This window comes from Paenibacillus sp. V4I9, from assembly GCF_030817295.1.
Taxonomy (GTDB): domain Bacteria; phylum Bacillota; class Bacilli; order Paenibacillales; family NBRC-103111; genus Paenibacillus_E.
The window spans coordinates 3448203-3463631 of the sequence record NZ_JAUSZE010000001.1 but is presented as its reverse complement, the minus strand read 5'-3'; the positions used below and the strand labels follow the sequence as shown (position 1 = coordinate 3463631).

12 protein-coding genes and 1 pseudogene are annotated in these 15429 nt (G+C 44.2%); 7 read left to right on the top strand and 6 right to left on the bottom strand.

Going from position 1 to position 15429, the window contains the following annotated elements:
- Nucleotides 1-303 precede the first annotated feature (303 nt).
- From pelA to QFZ81_RS16140, 4 genes are all read left to right on the top strand, one after another.
- The gene (pelA, locus tag QFZ81_RS16155; protein ID WP_307442689.1) at nt 304-2052 is read left to right on the top strand and encodes a pectate lyase; all 1749 of its coding nucleotides are present in this window, start codon (nt 304-306) and stop codon (nt 2050-2052) included.
- A 153-nt stretch (nt 2053-2205) separates the two neighbouring features.
- A complete protein-coding gene (locus tag QFZ81_RS16150) occupies nt 2206-2496 on the top strand; it encodes a hypothetical protein (protein ID WP_373462633.1) in 291 nt (96 codons plus the stop codon).
- 134 nt (nt 2497-2630) lie between these two features.
- A complete protein-coding gene (locus QFZ81_RS16145; protein WP_307442691.1) occupies nt 2631-2798 on the top strand; it encodes a hypothetical protein in 168 nt (55 codons plus the stop codon).
- A 288-nt stretch (nt 2799-3086) separates the two neighbouring features.
- Nucleotides 3087-3545, top strand: a complete 459-nt coding sequence (locus QFZ81_RS16140; protein WP_307603539.1) for a DinB family protein — start codon at nt 3087-3089, stop codon at nt 3543-3545.
- A 246-nt stretch (nt 3546-3791) separates the two neighbouring features.
- Here QFZ81_RS16140 and QFZ81_RS16135 read toward each other — a convergent pair whose 3' ends face one another.
- Together QFZ81_RS16135 and QFZ81_RS16130 are read right to left on the bottom strand one after the other, a co-directional pair.
- Nucleotides 3792-7382: a family 10 glycosylhydrolase gene (locus QFZ81_RS16135; RefSeq protein ID WP_307603537.1), complete on the bottom strand. Its 3591-nt coding sequence runs from the start codon at nt 7380-7382 to the stop codon at nt 3792-3794.
- Nucleotides 7383-8006: 624 nt separating this feature from the next.
- Complete coding sequence (locus QFZ81_RS16130) at nt 8007-8204, bottom strand: hypothetical protein (protein WP_307603535.1); 198 nt, start codon at nt 8202-8204, stop codon at nt 8007-8009.
- Between the two features lie 326 nt (nt 8205-8530).
- On the opposite strand from QFZ81_RS16130, the gene QFZ81_RS16125 reads away from it, so the two are divergent.
- The 3 genes from QFZ81_RS16125 (at nt 8531) to QFZ81_RS16115 (ending at nt 11060) form a co-directional block, all read left to right on the top strand.
- On the top strand, nt 8531-9298 hold the full coding sequence (locus tag QFZ81_RS16125) for an SGNH/GDSL hydrolase family protein (RefSeq protein WP_307442699.1): 768 nt from the start codon (nt 8531-8533) through the stop codon (nt 9296-9298).
- Between the two features lie 327 nt (nt 9299-9625).
- Nucleotides 9626-10186, top strand: a complete 561-nt coding sequence (locus QFZ81_RS16120) for a GNAT family N-acetyltransferase (protein ID WP_307442700.1) — start codon at nt 9626-9628, stop codon at nt 10184-10186.
- A gap of 379 nt (nt 10187-10565) precedes the next feature.
- Entirely contained in the window at nt 10566-11060 is a 495-nt protein-coding gene (locus QFZ81_RS16115; RefSeq protein WP_307442701.1) for a DinB family protein, read from the top strand.
- Nucleotides 11061-11605: 545 nt separating this feature from the next.
- On the opposite strand, the gene QFZ81_RS16110 is transcribed toward QFZ81_RS16115, so the two are convergent.
- The 4 genes and pseudogenes from QFZ81_RS16110 to QFZ81_RS37590 form a co-directional block, all read right to left on the bottom strand.
- The gene (locus QFZ81_RS16110; RefSeq protein WP_307603533.1) at nt 11606-12313 is read right to left on the bottom strand and encodes a glycosyltransferase family 2 protein; all 708 of its coding nucleotides are present in this window, start codon (nt 12311-12313) and stop codon (nt 11606-11608) included.
- 37 nt (nt 12314-12350) lie between these two features.
- Nucleotides 12351-12755, bottom strand: a complete 405-nt coding sequence (locus QFZ81_RS16105; RefSeq protein WP_307442703.1) for a hypothetical protein — start codon at nt 12753-12755, stop codon at nt 12351-12353.
- Between the two features lie 202 nt (nt 12756-12957).
- Nucleotides 12958-14358 (bottom strand): DUF7948 domain-containing protein, encoded by a 1401-nt coding sequence (locus tag QFZ81_RS16100; RefSeq protein WP_307603531.1) that lies wholly within the window; start codon nt 14356-14358, stop codon nt 12958-12960.
- Between the two features lie 607 nt (nt 14359-14965).
- Nucleotides 14966-15338, bottom strand: a pseudogene (locus QFZ81_RS37590) (transposase); the annotation flags it as partial.
- Nucleotides 15339-15429: the final 91 nt, after the last annotated feature.

Here is a 15429-nt window from a genome sequence, read left to right as displayed (position 1 = left end):
TTGCCCTTCTTTTCTCTAATGGTACGGGATTAGCGCTTGGAATATTTTCAATGAAATCCGCATTTAGAGGAGTAAGCCATTGTCCGGGCCTGTTCAAAATAATGAAACTGTACCTTATCTCTTATTTTGGACAAATAGATTAAAGAAAAGGGGTAAAATGACAATTTTGAAGCAAGAATTCGATCAGATTATCCATTACAATAAATAAACAGATCCTCGCGAAATCGCTTACATCATTCCGCCAAGGATTACAAGCTTGCTTTTGAAAAACTCATCCCATCACTTACAAGGAGGTATACATCTATGTTAATGAATAAAGTGAAGAAGCGAATGCTGCTCCCGGCGGTGTGCTCATTAGGAATGCTGATGCTTTCTATCAGTCCCGCGGCCTTAGGAGCCGATTCCACCGGTGCGGAAGCTCCTAAGATTGTCAAGGCGGAGGCTGTTACACCTACCATGGTGAAGGTTACCTTCAACGGCAAACTGAGCACCTTCAATCCCGACGACCTGGAGCTCGATGCGGCCTTGGGCGATTGGTACAGCCTCAATCCTAAGCTGACAAAGACGTTCACCATTAAGAAGGTGACGGAGGAAACAAATGCAGACGGCCGGACAACGGTCCTGCTCGAGACGGAGCAGGCGATGAATCCGGATGCTACGATCACCCCGCCGATCACGGAGAATCCGAAGAGCGTTCCTTTTCAGAAGGCAGCCTATTATACGGGAGACGCAGCGAAAGACATTCAGCAGGCGGACAACCTGTTAACCTGGCAGACAGCGGAAGGAGGCTGGTATAAATACAGTATCAGCGACAAATACGGTCGGGCTTGGGACGGCCAAGAGATAAAGTCGGACTGGCGAACCAAAGACGGAAAGGATATCGGAACGATCGACAATAATGCCACAACGAATGAAATTCTGTTCCTCGCGTTGATGTACAAGCAGACCGGTGACCCTCGTTACAAGGCGGCTGTAGATAAAGGGTTCCAGTTCCTTCTGACGATGCAGTATCCGAGCGGAGGTTGGCCGCAGGTCTATCCTGTGCGTGGGAATTATTCCGATTATGTGACATACAACGACAATGCCATGATGCGTGTGATGAACGTTCTGACTATGGCCAAGAACAAGAATTATCCGTTTAATACCGATATCGAAACGGAAGACATTGCCGTCAAGCTGCAGGACAGCTTGGACCGGGGCTTGGATTATATCCTCAAGTCCCAGATTGCCGTTAACGGCGTGCTGACCGCATGGTGTGCACAGCATGATCCGGTGACCTATGAGCCGAGGGGGGCCAGAGCATATGAGCATCCGTCCATCTCGGGCTCGGAATCGGTGGATATTGTCAAGTATTTGATAGCGCTTCCCAATCAGACGCCGGAAGTGAAAAAAGCGGCGGAAAGCGCATTGGCTTGGTTCGATGCGAATAAATTAGCCGGTATCAAGTACGTCTCCGGAGATAAGAACAATGTATATTTCGTACCGGATCCGGCGAGCACATCATGGTATCGCTTCTATGAAGTCGGAACGAACCTGCCGATCTTCTCCGGCCGTGACGGGATTATCAAGCATAACATTCTGGAGATCGAGGCCGAGCGCCGCAACGGGTACAGCTGGGGAGGTTCCTGGCCGCTGAATTTGCTCAAGAGCGCTAACAGCACAGGCTACTTTGAGAAACGGGTCTATGTAAAAGTCGTGGGCAGTGGCTCGCAATCGGCGTCCGGTCAATCCTTAACGGCGGGAGATGTGAAGAGAGTCGAGGATTCGATTGCGCCGGTGATTACGCTTCAGCCGTTTGGCAAGAAGACAGGCAATCACTATAACATCGATAAATCACCGTGGACCTTGAGCGGTACGTTAAGCGAGAAGGCAGAGTTAAGGGTGAATGGAGTCCAGGAGCAGGTGAATGGCAATCTGAGCTTTACCTCGGCGCCGATCCCGCTGCATTCGGGTATGAATGACATCACGGTAACCGCAGTGGATGCGGCCGGGAACCAATCGGTTCCGCTCACGCTTCAAGCGGTTCCGACGGAAGGTACGGTGAAGCCTTAATTCACAAAATAGGAGATAACAAGGCGTGCCCCCTCTGTAGAATCAAGTCTATAATAAAACTCGCCCCGCATTTAAATATATAAACTCAGACCTCAGCCCATTGCTGTGGGTCTCTTTGTTACAATTCAACTAAATGACAGGTTAGTTGATAAATTGCCTACATTCAACATCCAAAAGATGTCGGTTAGCGTAGTAATATTTGTTTGTTGTAATCCCCCTGAAAAACAACCTCTTGTACTACCAAATAACCCACAAGCACATGCGGTGATTTATTTTGATGATCCAGATGGAAACTCACTTGAGTTCATAACACCATTACGTTTAGACTACGATGAAGAATTTCCAATGATGGCAGTTGAAAAATCGAAAACAAAAAGAATGATTCATTGGCATCCTTTAATATTTTTTATTAAAGCTCGTCGATTGCTAGAACTATGTAAATGAATCTCGTAGAAATGCTTTTATTAGAGTATGAATCACTGATTTTGACGTCCATATCTTGGTATAATTTCAGGTCCAAAAGCAAAAACTATATTGGATTTGAAGAATCAACCATACCTTAATAATGGAGGGATTTTATGAGTAACAGCTTAGATGCAATCAAAGCCGATCAAGCAAACTTTCTGGACAAAACTGAGGATGAAGTAAAAGAGGTTGCTGCCACAACTGATGTGAATGAAGCGGTAGAAGCCATCACAGCTCATATTAACAAATACGATGAGCAAGAAGATGAGACAATTCAATAAAGACTATTGATATCTCGGCCAAATGAACCTCAGGGCTTTATTGTTGATTGGCTGCTAGGAGATCCAACAGCATCCTTAGTTAAACTAACGATAAACGTTATTTCAATTTTCCCTAAGAAAAATCCAAAACATAAATGTAAAGCCTAGACTTCTCCCCGAAGGCTAGGCTTTTATTTATTCTTGCTCAGTGTTACTTAAAACCATTTTCTCTATAGTCATCGAGTATATGCTTATCATATACTTAATTGGAATTTAGATAAATTCCTTTATAAGAATGGAGTGAATGTATTGCAAACCATGTTCCATTACAATTGGCAAGTCAGGGAAGATTGGTATCGGTGGTGTGAAGATATTTCACCAGAGGAGTTACTTCGGGATAGAATCGGAGGGGCAGGGGGAATTTTGCGTACACTTTTCCATATCATTGACGTAGAGTGGAGCTGGATTCGATCTTTGCAAGGGAAGCAAGATTTCCAAGAAAACTTTGAAGTTTACAATAGACTGGAGATGGTCCGCAAGCTAGATGCTGAATTCCAAGAGGAGGTAAGACCATTTGTACGGAACTGGGAGGAGAAATTGGAAAAAAAGATCTTTACTGACATAAGGCCAGATGGTAGCAGCGCATCTTATGCATGGGGGGAAGTCATGCGTCATGTAATCGCCCATGAAATACACCATATCGGGCAACTGTCAGTTTGGGCGCGTGAAATCGGCAAAAAGCCCGTTTCTGCCAATTTGATCGGGTAGGATAGTTAAATATAATTACCAAATAAACGGAAATTTTGTGTTAAATTATAGATGAAGTACATTTTTTTCAAAAAATATTATTTAATATCACGATTTGGGTGAGGTTGTGTATGACAGGTAATTAAAGAAAGGTTATGATCTAGTTAAATATTTTTTCTTTCGAAGATTCATTTGTAAAGATACAACCTCGAATATTAAACTCCCTTGTTCCGGACGGAACAAGGGAGTTTTTAACTAGATTACGATTTATTGCAGAGACGCCGCCAAACGGATCAAGACGTCAGCCTGTTGCATCGTCAGCCTTTTGCCGGTTTGTGCCTGCACTTCATTGATAAAAGCATCGTAATTACCGTGCTCAAGCTTTTTCACAAGCGAGTTCGTAACCCCGACTGCACCCGGTCCTATCACAAATGTACGGGTTACGTTCGCAACGGAACTAATTGTCGTCTGCACCGTGTATGTAAACGATGCAGATGCTGCGTTGCCGGCGGCATCCTGAACGTCGATGGTCACGACGTGCGAGCCAAGACCCAGCTCATAGGCCGGAGCATCGACAAGGTTCGCGGTGCACGGATTATAGACGAGGCCAGAAACCGTATCGGAAGCGGTACATTTTATTTGAACGGTTTGGTCTACGGAGAAAGTGGTCCCGCCGCCCATTTGAATCACTGGGGCTGAACGGTCGATGCGAATTTCCATGCTTTTCGCTATTTCCACGTTGCCGGCGGCATCCTCGGACCGGTAAAGAAGGGGGGTCACTCCGTCGGCCTCAACGGTAACAGGCCCGCCGTACGGCTGCCAACTTACGCCGTTGTCGGTGCTGTATTGCGTGGAACTGACGCCGGTCAGGTCGTCTGTCGCCGTAAGCTTCACGGTCGCCTCCGAAACGTACCAGCCGTTATGCATCGTTCCTTCAATGGTTGCCGTCGTCACAGGTGCTGTCACATCAAGTACGTTCGTTATCGCAATCGCGTTGCTGGCCGCACTTTCGTTGTGGAGGCGGTCCACAGCGGTAATGACATAAGTATACCGCGCGCCGTCAACGGCAGTCCGGTCGATGAACGATCCCTTCGCGCCCTCCTGCTTGCGGACGGTAGCGACGATCTTCGACGCATCCTGCAAGCTTCCTGCCGTATTGCCCTCGAAACGGTAAACGACATTGTAGGCTGCGTCTGCTAGACCATTCGCCCAAGTCAGCTCCACACCGGATGGTTTGCGGAAGGCGGAAGCGAGAACAGGGGCGTTCGGGGCTTGATCGTCGAGCCAAGGCATCGCAGGGACAAGGGTAGGGTAGCGGTAGAGATCGGTTTTTAACCGGTCCGTAAAGCCCAGCGGATTCGCCGGCAGCCATTTGGCACTGAAGAAGATGCTTCCTTTGACGTTACCGAAATTGCGATTATAGCTTACTTGGTCCCGCATTTCGTTCGGGTTCAGCCAACCTGGATCATTTGAGCCGATGCGATAGGTGGCCTGGCCGCTATAGAGGTGAACGTTTTTGCCGGCAACCGCGCCGTTCCACCATTCGATCAGCTTGTCGTAGGCGGCCGGCGAATAGCCCATGTACCAATAGATTTGCGGTGCGATGTAATCGATCCACTGCTGGTCAACCCATTTTTTCGAGTCCGCATAGATGGCGTCGTAGCTGCTGAGACCGTTCGTATCGGAGCCTGCCGGATCTTCCCCTTTATTTTTCCAGATGCCGAACGGACTGATACCGAATTTGACGTAGCTTTTCTCCTGCTTGATTCTGGTGCCTATCTCCTGTACGAACGAATTGACGTTGTTACGTCTCCAGTCCGCTTTGCTTGCAAAGCCCGTGCCGTATTTCTGAAAAGCATCCTGGTCGGGGAAGTCGACACCGCTGACCGGGTACGGATAGAAATAATCGTCAAAATGAACCGCGTCGATATCATAATTTTTCACGACTTCCATAATGCCGTCCATGATGAATTGCTTCGCTTCCGGAATTCCCGGGTTGAAATACAACTTCCCGCCATACGAAACGACCCAGTCCGGATGCTGGCGTGCAGGGTGATCCGGCACCAGTTTGTCGAGACGATCCTGCAGGCTGATCCGATACGGGTTGAACCAAGCGTGGAACTCCATATTTCGTTTATGCACTTCCTCCATCATGAACGCAAGCGGGTTATAGCCGGGATCCTTGCCCTGCACGCCCGTCAGCCATTCCGACCAAGGACCGAATTGGGAAGGGTAAAAGGAATCCGCAGTCGGCTTTACCTGCACGATGACAGCGTTGATCCCCGTAGTTTGCAGCTGCTCCAGAAGCTTTGTGAAATCGCGCTTTTGTTGCTCCTGGTCCGTTACGCTTTTGTTCGGCCAGTCTATATTGTCGACTGTAGCGATCCACGCTGCTCTGAGCTCGGACTTCGGAATGGCGGCCACTTTGTTCACCGTCAAGTAGAAATCACTCGTTTTCCCGCCATACGTCGCAGTAATCCGGGAGGTGCCGAATTTCAGCGCCGTAACAACACCGCTTACACCCACCGCAGCGACTGCCGGGTTGCTGCTCGTATACGTAACGCCGCTAGTCAGCTCGACTTGCTCCGTAAGCCATGTGTAGGTGCCAAGCACTTTCGCCTGCAAGGTATCGCCAACCGTCATCGTATGGAGCTCAGTCAGCTTGATGCTCTGCAATATCGGTACAGGGGCGTTTACATTCAGCGTATAAGCTGTTGAGACGCCTTTATAGGACATTGTGATCATTGTCGTTCCAGGTTTTACGGCTTTCACTAAGCCATCGGCATCGACGGTTGCAATATCAGGAGCACTGCTTTCAAATGTTGCTCCGCTCAGTACGGTAACGGGTTCGGTCATATCCGTGTACACTGCGTACAGGCGAATTTTATTCGTAGAGCCCGATTCCAGCTTCTCCAAGGAAGATTGCTCTATTCTAGAAGGCACGGCTGCGCTCGTTGAGACGGTCAGCACGTAAGATGCTTCAGGAGCCGTCCCATAGGAGGCATAGATTGTCGCTGTGCCTGACTGCAGCGCCCGGACTGTGCCGTTTGCGTCGACGGTTACGACCTGCTCGTTGCTACTACGGAAAGATAGCCCGCTTGTAACGGGGACCGGCTCCGCTGCGTTCTGGTAAGTCGCGAATACTTGCGCCTTCTTCGATTCCCCAACCTGAAGCAGAGGCAGATCCACTAAATCGAGCCCGTAAACAGTCGAATCCGTGTAAAACGCCGTCAACTGGTCAAAATAAAGCGCACCTTTGTTTTTGTTGTTGTCTTTTGTCTCCGCGACATAGATTTGATTAAGCTTGATCGGAGCTCTCAGCGAGCTCGGAACGGATACAGTGATGTACTTCCATCCGGTCCAGTTCAGCCCGTTGCTGGAGGTGAAGTCAAGCGCTGAGACAGTTCCCGCCGAATCTTTGACTTGAGCGCGCAGCCAATGGTTGTTGCCATCGCCGTACACCCAGAGGCCGAGTCTCTTCGGAAGTCCCTGCAGCGTTCTGCCCGTTGTACCGTCCGGATCCTTGAAGTTGACGTAAGCCGCCGACGTTCCGGTCGTACCGGTAAAATCGTAGGACAATTTAATAACATGATAGCCGTAATAAATCGTTTCAGGTCGTCCGATAAGTCCGATGCTTGCAGTCGCCCTCGCCGAGGACGAGAAGAGATTAGCCGTTTGCTCAAAGCCTTCCACACCGGCGGCAGCCTGAATGCCGGCTAACGCCTGCACATCTGTGCTCAAAGCAGCCTCCGTGTCCGCGCTAGCAACGGGTACACCGAATATGATTGTGCTCAAGAACAATAATAAGACCATGGTAAAAGGGATTAATGCTGTGCGACTTTGAACAGATTTCTTCAATGGGATTCACTTCCTTCTCGTTATGTATTCGCTTACATGAAAGCCGAATAAACGGGTGTCCTCCTTTCTTCTTTTCTCTTGGCAAATGTTATAAAAAATTTCGGCTGCTTTTAGCATACAAAATAATATTTCAACATTCAATAATATACATGAAATTTAATTTTATTTAACAAAGGTTTTTCTCGATGAGTTTAATCCGACTTTGTTGAAGTGTTGCATGGGGTGGCGGAAATAACGATCTTTGATCTTTTAAATGCAATTTTGACATTGAAAATAGTGTAGTTCAGTATTAGGTATGAAAATCTACAAATCCTTCGATTTCGTGAGTGAAGCAACGTCAAGATCAACGGGGTGCTGGTGGATCATCAGGTTCTGGCCCTTATCAATCCGTTCGGGGATATCTATTCAACTAACACAGAACGATAGCAATTAATAGTGTTTTTTGACAAGTCAAAATGTAATTGTAAATGAACAAAAGAATGGATAGGGATTCAGATGTATTCTGAAAACTCTATCCATTCTTATTTTGCCAATAAAATGTCTAACATTGTATTCAATCGCTTATTTTTAATGGCTATATTGGACTTCCTTTGAACTTGTATGTATCTTTTTTTGAAAGGTAAATTACTTATCCTTGGCCACTTTCATATCTTCCTCGAATGTTGTTGGATAATCCAAAATAAAATACCCTTTTCCAATTCGCTCAATATCTTCGTTTGTAGCTGGCCTAACTACGAAAGCTCTATCCTTGATCCAGATGACCTCTTCACTCTCAGTACCAAGTTGATAGTCCTCAACCGTTGTATTTACAGCGTTTATCATAAACTCACTCCTTCTCATTAGTGGTCTGGGTCCCCATTATAACCCTCGCTGATTAATGCCAGATGAATAATAAATAACGTTTTATTACGGTTTTTAAACAATTACCCTTGCATACATTTGGAGCTGTCTTTTTTTTTGCGAGCGCACAATAGTTTTTGCTGTGAGAGCTGTTCGGTCTACTGGTGGTGAAGCCTTGTGAAGGCCCGACACGAGGACACCGGAAGTGTATGAAGTGACTTACGCAGGGAACCTTAGTGAGTGAGGAAACAGATTTGCATAAGTAATATAATGACATTTCAACTTTTGCCTAGAAAGGAATGATCAGGATGATGCATAGCAGAATGAACTCGTGGAAGCTCGGTTTGGCGTTCTCCTTGATCTTCTCGCTTCCGCTACCTGTTTCGTCCTCCGGGAAGACGGACGAATCGATTCAAACGTTCTATCAGAGCTCCAAATCAGGTAAGCTCATCAACTTCGTCGGCGATAGTACGACAGAAGCGGCTCAGGGACTATATGAACAGCTGGCCGAGATCTATGGGGCTCCCGGAGGCGTTCTGGAAGGGGCACGAATCCGCAACCGCGGCTCCAGCGGCAATACGCTGCATCATTTTGTTAACCAAATCGCTACCCACGACAATACACTCGACAATGTGATTCAAGACCAGGCAGACTTGTATGTCGTGTCATATGGGATCAACGACATTCGGGAAAGCAGCCCTACGCAGATTAAAGCCGATCTGAAGCTCGTCGTGGACAGGCTCTTGAAGGAAACTCACGGTGGGGTGCTGCTACGCATACCGAATCCATTCCTGTCAGTGAATCGCTGGAGCTATATTCATCTAGATATTGAGAACGCGCAGCTTTACTCCGATCAGCTTTGGGACGTGTACCATAGCTTCCGGGACTATGATCCGCGTGTCGATATTCTCGATGTCCCCAGCCTCGTGTTTGGACGTCAGGTTCGGCCGGAGCATCCGTTCATGCAGGATACAATCCATCCAAATGAAGCAGGCTACCGAGCGATCGCCGATGCGGTCGCTCAGAAAATATCCGGCCAGCTGGTCAAGCCGAATTCAGAGGCTTTAAAATATTGAAGAGAAAAACATCGATATTTATTCTGATGTGTTATTACTTAGGAGAAAAGGTCTTTTTTCCGTCTCAGAGGAGAGGGATGGGGTAGCTAGAACAGAGAGAATATTTTTCATCATCCCTGCGGAAAAAATGGAACCTAACCGAATGCGAATTTGTCTATTTCTATTGAGGTGATCATATTGGACAGCGAGTATATGCAGTACATAACGGAAATGGCCCTTTTTACATTGGACAATTTAATGAAGGAGTAAGGGCAGTATGTAACTCAACCTTTTGGTTTTAATAAATTGGATTATTTTGTATGATAGAAGTAAAAAAGAGGCTATGATATGAATCCGATTATGATTGATTTTCCAGACGAGTTTTATACAGAACGACTAATGATTAGAATGCCAAAACCAGGGGATGGTAAGGTTGTAAGTGAGGCTGTCAATGCTTCAATTGAAGAGTTAAAGCCTTGGATGAAGTGGGCGCAGGCTCAGCATTCCGAATATGATTCAGAAGTTGGGATAAGAGAGGCATACATTAGGTTTTTACGCCGAGAGAACCTAAGACTACTTGTATTTCTGAAGGATTCTGGGCAGTTTATAGCTTCTTCCAGCTTACATAACATTGACTGGGATGTACGCAAATTTGAAATAGGCTATTGGATTGATACACGTTATAGCGGAAAAGGGTATATGAATGAAGCAGTTCAGGGTATCTGTGATTTTGCATTTTATCATTTGAATGCTCGGAGATTGGAAATACGCTGTGATACTAAAAATACGAAAAGCAAGGCGATACCTGAACGGTTGAAGTTTAACCTCGAAGGTATTATTAAGAACGAAGACCTCTCAGTTGATGGAATTGAATTAAGGGATACATACATATTTGCAAAGATAAAATGACATTTATAAACGATTGCACAAAATTATTATGCGATATATGGATTCAACTACCGGAAAACTATTGTTGAACAAACTAAAGGCTGCCACGTGCAGCCTTTAGTTCTAACAGGCAGATTAACTCCATAAAAATCAAAAAGGAATACAATAGTTCAATTTTTAATTATTCAGATAGAACTCTTTCAAAAATGTTACAGATTCGTCAATTATAATTCCAAAAAAACTTCATTCGTCTTAATCTTGTCACTTGTTTCTGGGCTACTTCAATCCATTCAATAAAAGAGTTTTCTTATTAGACTCAGTCAGCTTTTCAAAAAACGTTCTTGCTACTTCATTTCTCTCCAATTCTTGGATCCCTAATGTTATAACTTTGGAGGTGGTAATGCTGATTAATGTGAAGGAAGTATTACTTGATCAATTAGCCGCTTGTCATGATGATGAAAGTTGGTTTAAACCATCTAAAACGATTTTAAATGATGTATCTGTAAATGATGCAGTCTGGAAAGCAGATGACTATCCTCACTCCATCTGTGAGATTGCGAACCATCTCATTTTCTGGAATGAAAAGTGGCTAAATCGGTTTATTAACGATGATTTATTTGAAAAAAGTAATATAACGAACGATGAAACTTTTGAATTGGAACACTTGAAGCAGAATGAAGCAAGTTGGAATGAGACCATTCGGAGGTTAAGTAATGGGTTTGTACAATGGCGAGAAGTTATTACGAACTGTGACGATTCTAAACTGGAAAAAAGAATACCGTCCTACTTCAATGCTCAGTGGTGGGGTGTGATATCAAATTTGTGTATCCATAACGCATACCATATTGGGCAGATGATGCTATTGAAAAAGCAAGTACAGAAATATCGATTGTAACGAGAAGTAAATCATATAAAGGCGTGGATTAAAGAGTTTGTTCAGCTAACGGTGAACAGGCTCAGGAATATGCGCCTCGATTGCTCATCCCAGAGGGGGAAAGCTCGGTGGGGAGCAGAAGTCTGACGGAACAAGCTACGCTTTTATTTTGGAGCAAAAAGGGAAGGGACCTGTTGTCATCGAGGATGTTTTTATTCCACGATAGAGCCTGAGCAATAGCCCATCCATTGGATGGATGCGAAAACCCTCATTTATTCGTCTTACTATGGCGTTTACGCCTAGGAAATCACTGCGATCCCCGGCTACCGCTATCTTACGACCTTACAAAAAAGAGGTCGACCAGAAAGATCTGGTGACCTCATAATACGAACGGGCAGAATTGTGTAGTGGAAATAGTAAAGAAGATGCAGCTCATTCATTTTTAAAAAGGGTGGAGCGCCGAAATAAAGGGGTATTGGTTTCTTTAAAGAATTAGGAGATACGTTCGACGTCGTCATGGAAAGTGGGGAATTTGGTGCATATGTGTTAGATTGATTTGAAATATCTTATTTTGCTCGGGTGACCATTTTTCGGAAATCCCTGGTTTTTGCAACTATCTGGCTTCTTGATAGAAGATGGTCGTCACTGGCTTTCCATGTGTGGCCTTTTTTGTTTTTTCTGCGGATCATTACATAATTGTAAGGACTTGAGGAGTATACTTTAAAGTGATTAATCCTGCATCTCTTTGCAAAGATCACATCTTCATTTAGTGAAACTTTTGGAAATCGGACTTTATTAAAAACACGCCTTTTAAAAAAAATGGTTCCACCGGTCACCCATTTCACGTATTTATGTTGTTTTTTGGGTGAGTGGAGGATGAGCAGATTTTTCCTTTTGATAAAAGCCAGATAAGCTCTTTTTCCCACAACATGTGCTTTCGAACGACGCATTGCCTTTATCTGCTCTGTCAAATAATATTTGGAGTAGTAGTCATCATCATCGAATTTTGCAATATAGGGGTGCTTCGTCCGTTTTATTGCGTAATTCAGACACTCACCCAAAGAAACTTTTTCCCGCCTCTTGTAAACGGAAACATTTTTATGGTCTTTTGTTTTTTTGCGGTACTTGGATAATTTCATGCCGTTTTTATTTAATACGATAATTAATTCTTTTATCGGGTAACGCTGTCTTTTATAATTTTCCAAGACATTACCAATAAAACTTGGCCTATTCGTACACGTAATGATCGATATTCCCCGCTTTCTTTGGCTCACGATATCTCCTCCCAGAATTTAAAAATACGTGTGCATTTCACTTTTTGCGGCGGTTTTCAAAATTCCCATAATCAATAAAAACGATTCGTCCATTACTTTTTAAACGTAGGTTATTAGAATTAAGATCATGAGGAATGATTCCATTCCTCATGAATGTCCTTCTCAAAGAGAATAGTTTTCGTTTATATTTTTTTGATCTGGGAAACATCCGACTGTACTTTTTCATTACTAAAATGCGATATCCATAGCCATAAGTTGTGATTTTTCCCAGGTGTTTTTTGATCCTAGATGGAGCTGATTTATATACAATTATTTCTTTCTTGTTGCTTAATCTCCCATTTTTAGATTTAGCCACTTTTATTACACGGCGATTACCCAAATCATATACTATTCGCCACTTACCTACCCCGATAACTTTCATTTTTTTAATCTTCTTTTTCATGTAACAATGATCCCCTCTCGTCAAAAGGTGTCGTGTTATTCTATTCAACATTGATAATAAGTTACAAAATATACCATAATTAGGCTTCGGTGAGTGGTGGCCAAGGAAAAATTTTGTAAGCACTGCGGATGGGTGTGGTGACATCGACTGGTATTACTGAATATTTCAACAATCACTCCCGCTAGTTGAACAAAACGCACAATTAATATTGATATTTAAAATTTCCATAGTCAATCACAACGATCTCCCCGTCAGAATTAAGACGCAAGTTTTGATAATTGGGTCCATCACGACCTGAAATCTCATAAGGAATTATTCGATTTCTCCTAAATTTCCCTTTCATATTAAAAAATTTTTTCATGTTTTCCTTATTTCTCCGGAAATTTGTTTTATAATTTTTCATTATTATCCAATTATATCTATCATCGTGCTTTAGGATGTGGCCAAGATGTTTTTTTATATCGGTTGGGGATGTCATGCATATTGTTACTTCTTTCTTGTTACTTTTTATCCCATATTTAGACTTGGCTACCTTTAGAACGTAACCATTACCCAGATCATATACAACTCGTCTTGAACCCAAACCGATAATGTTTTTACCTTGTATCATTTTTTTGATATTTTTGTCTAATGATACAAGATCTGCTCTCAGTGATTGGTTGCATGTTATTCTATTCGTTTTACTTATTCGTTTTCGTTTATTGTTTTTTCGAGAACCCGGCGGCCCGAAAGGTCCAGGCTCACATTGTAATCCTTGCGTTTCAGGAGGCTCGGGGTAGCCTTCCAGTCCTAGGGTTATTTGAGGATCTGGTAAACTGACAGGTCCGGATTCCCCTAGAAGTCCCGTTGGTCCTTGCATTACGGGGCAGGTAATTCGTATGGCAAAGGCGCCGGGCGCGGTGGGGAAATTGGCGGAATTAGTGTCTTCAGTCACGTATGCGTTACCGACCAAAGAATAACCTGTATGATAACCTTCGGTCATCTCAAATCCAACGCTTTGGCTTCCATCCGCTTCGGCCCTAATTACAAACCGGTATTCGACTGGGTTTTGGATGTGATCCTTTTTCTGATAATCCACCGGTTTGAGGTCCATGAACGTCCCGAAGGGGGTAACGATCAATAAATTACCGGAATCATCGATCCGGATCTCGTCTGCCCCCTCACAGATGAACCGAATATCCTCCATCCGGGCACCCGGCTGCAGCATCACATCATATTTCATATTCCCTTCGTGTCCTTGAAATACCACATCAATGCCAGGCCACATCTGCCGGTAGACGACTTCCCGATAGATGGGGAGATTCGAATAATGTTCATTAGGATCGCTACCGCGTCCTGTTTCCGGTGATGTTCCTTCAGGGGTCACGTCAGAACGGGCATTCAAAAAACGCAGAGCCAGACTCGGTTTATGAAAAAACGATAGTTTAGGATCAAACTCAAAGAAGGTCATCCCTACTTGTTCCTGACTAAAGGTATAACAAAATTCTTTGCCTTCCGCATAGAACCGAACCGCATCATTGAACTGTCCACCATTGGGAACAAACACTATAGGAAGCCCATAAGTCTCCAATATTCTCTGTTTCGTCTCTTCCTCAGGCTGCATGGGATCTTGTTTCCCCTTTCTAACTCATGCCATGAGTTCATTTACACTGATACATAGATACGTATGTCCATAAATGCTTGATTGGGTATGCACCCTAGATATAAATAAATAGGCATGTAACCTTTGTACCAAATCCGGTTGTTTTATACCCTGGTAGAGGCAACATACTTGTTATTATACGTCCTATAAAAATAGGAGAAGGGGGTATATATATGAATTACAGTGAGGCTGTAATGCTAGGGTTAGTAGAAAAATCAACGCTATCGACAACGATGGAAGGTTTCTAGTCGTTTCGCCCGACAAATTCCTAAATCTAGATAAGAAAATGCCAGATGCTGTCTGGTACGAAATGCGGGATAATGCTGATATTGAGTATAAAGGGAAGGCGCTGAGATTACTGCTATTGATTCTGGAAAAGGCGATGCGAGTGGGAGAGTCACAGATATAGAGAAAACTGGTGAAGGCGTAAACGAGATGTGGATGAAGGAAACACGTTCGAGTGTTCAAACATCAAGGTCGGGGACAAGAAAATGGCAATACGAAACTAGGCGCAGCTATGACGTTTTTTTAAAAAGGCTGCGTCTCGTGTTTTAATATGAGCGAGTTATTATGAGGCGTCGGGAGCAGCGATTGTTACTGTAAAACCAAGGTTCTCTAGCTTACGAATGAATTGTTTGACGATGACACCTTGCATTCGTTTTTGGTGTGTGCAACAGCAACAGCCGCTTTACGACCACCTTTACGTGCTGCGATTCGCCTGTATAGGGCTCCGAGATAATTGTCAGATCTGCATACGGATTGTGAAGCTTAAAAAAGTGTAGATCGGAGATATTTGTTTTCTTTGCGAGTTTTCGAGGGTTTTCGTTTACCAGCACTTTCGTTGTGGCATGGCACAAGACCGATCCATGAGCAAAGGTAGGCTGCCCAATTTCGGCTAATATTTGTTCAGCGGTACGTCGGGCAATCCCAGGAATCGTATCATGTGTGCCAAATTATTTGAGAAGTAGGGATGACGTTAATGGGATTAACACTGGAATTCTTACTTGGTAATGAAAAGAAGATTGTTTAAGC

Bases quoted from the DNA above. Each gene is read 5' to 3' on its own strand.
- pelA (WP_307442689.1), top strand. From the start codon at position 304: ATGTTAATGAATAAAGTGAAGAAGCGAATGCTGCTCCCGGCGGTGTGC.
- QFZ81_RS16145 (WP_307442691.1), top strand. From the start codon at position 2,631: ATGAGTAACAGCTTAGATGCAATCAAAGCCGATCAAGCAAACTTTCTG.
- QFZ81_RS16130 (WP_307603535.1), bottom strand. From the start codon at position 8,204: ATGATAAACGCTGTAAATACAACGGTTGAGGACTATCAACTTGGTACT.
- QFZ81_RS16125 (WP_307442699.1), top strand. From the start codon at position 8,531: ATGATGCATAGCAGAATGAACTCGTGGAAGCTCGGTTTGGCGTTCTCC.
- QFZ81_RS16120 (WP_307442700.1), top strand. From the start codon at position 9,626: ATGAATCCGATTATGATTGATTTTCCAGACGAGTTTTATACAGAACGA.
- QFZ81_RS16115 (WP_307442701.1), top strand. From the start codon at position 10,566: ATGCTGATTAATGTGAAGGAAGTATTACTTGATCAATTAGCCGCTTGT.
- QFZ81_RS16105 (WP_307442703.1), bottom strand. From the start codon at position 12,755: ATGAAAAAGAAGATTAAAAAAATGAAAGTTATCGGGGTAGGTAAGTGG.
- QFZ81_RS16100 (WP_307603531.1), bottom strand. From the start codon at position 14,358: ATGCAGCCTGAGGAAGAGACGAAACAGAGAATATTGGAGACTTATGGG.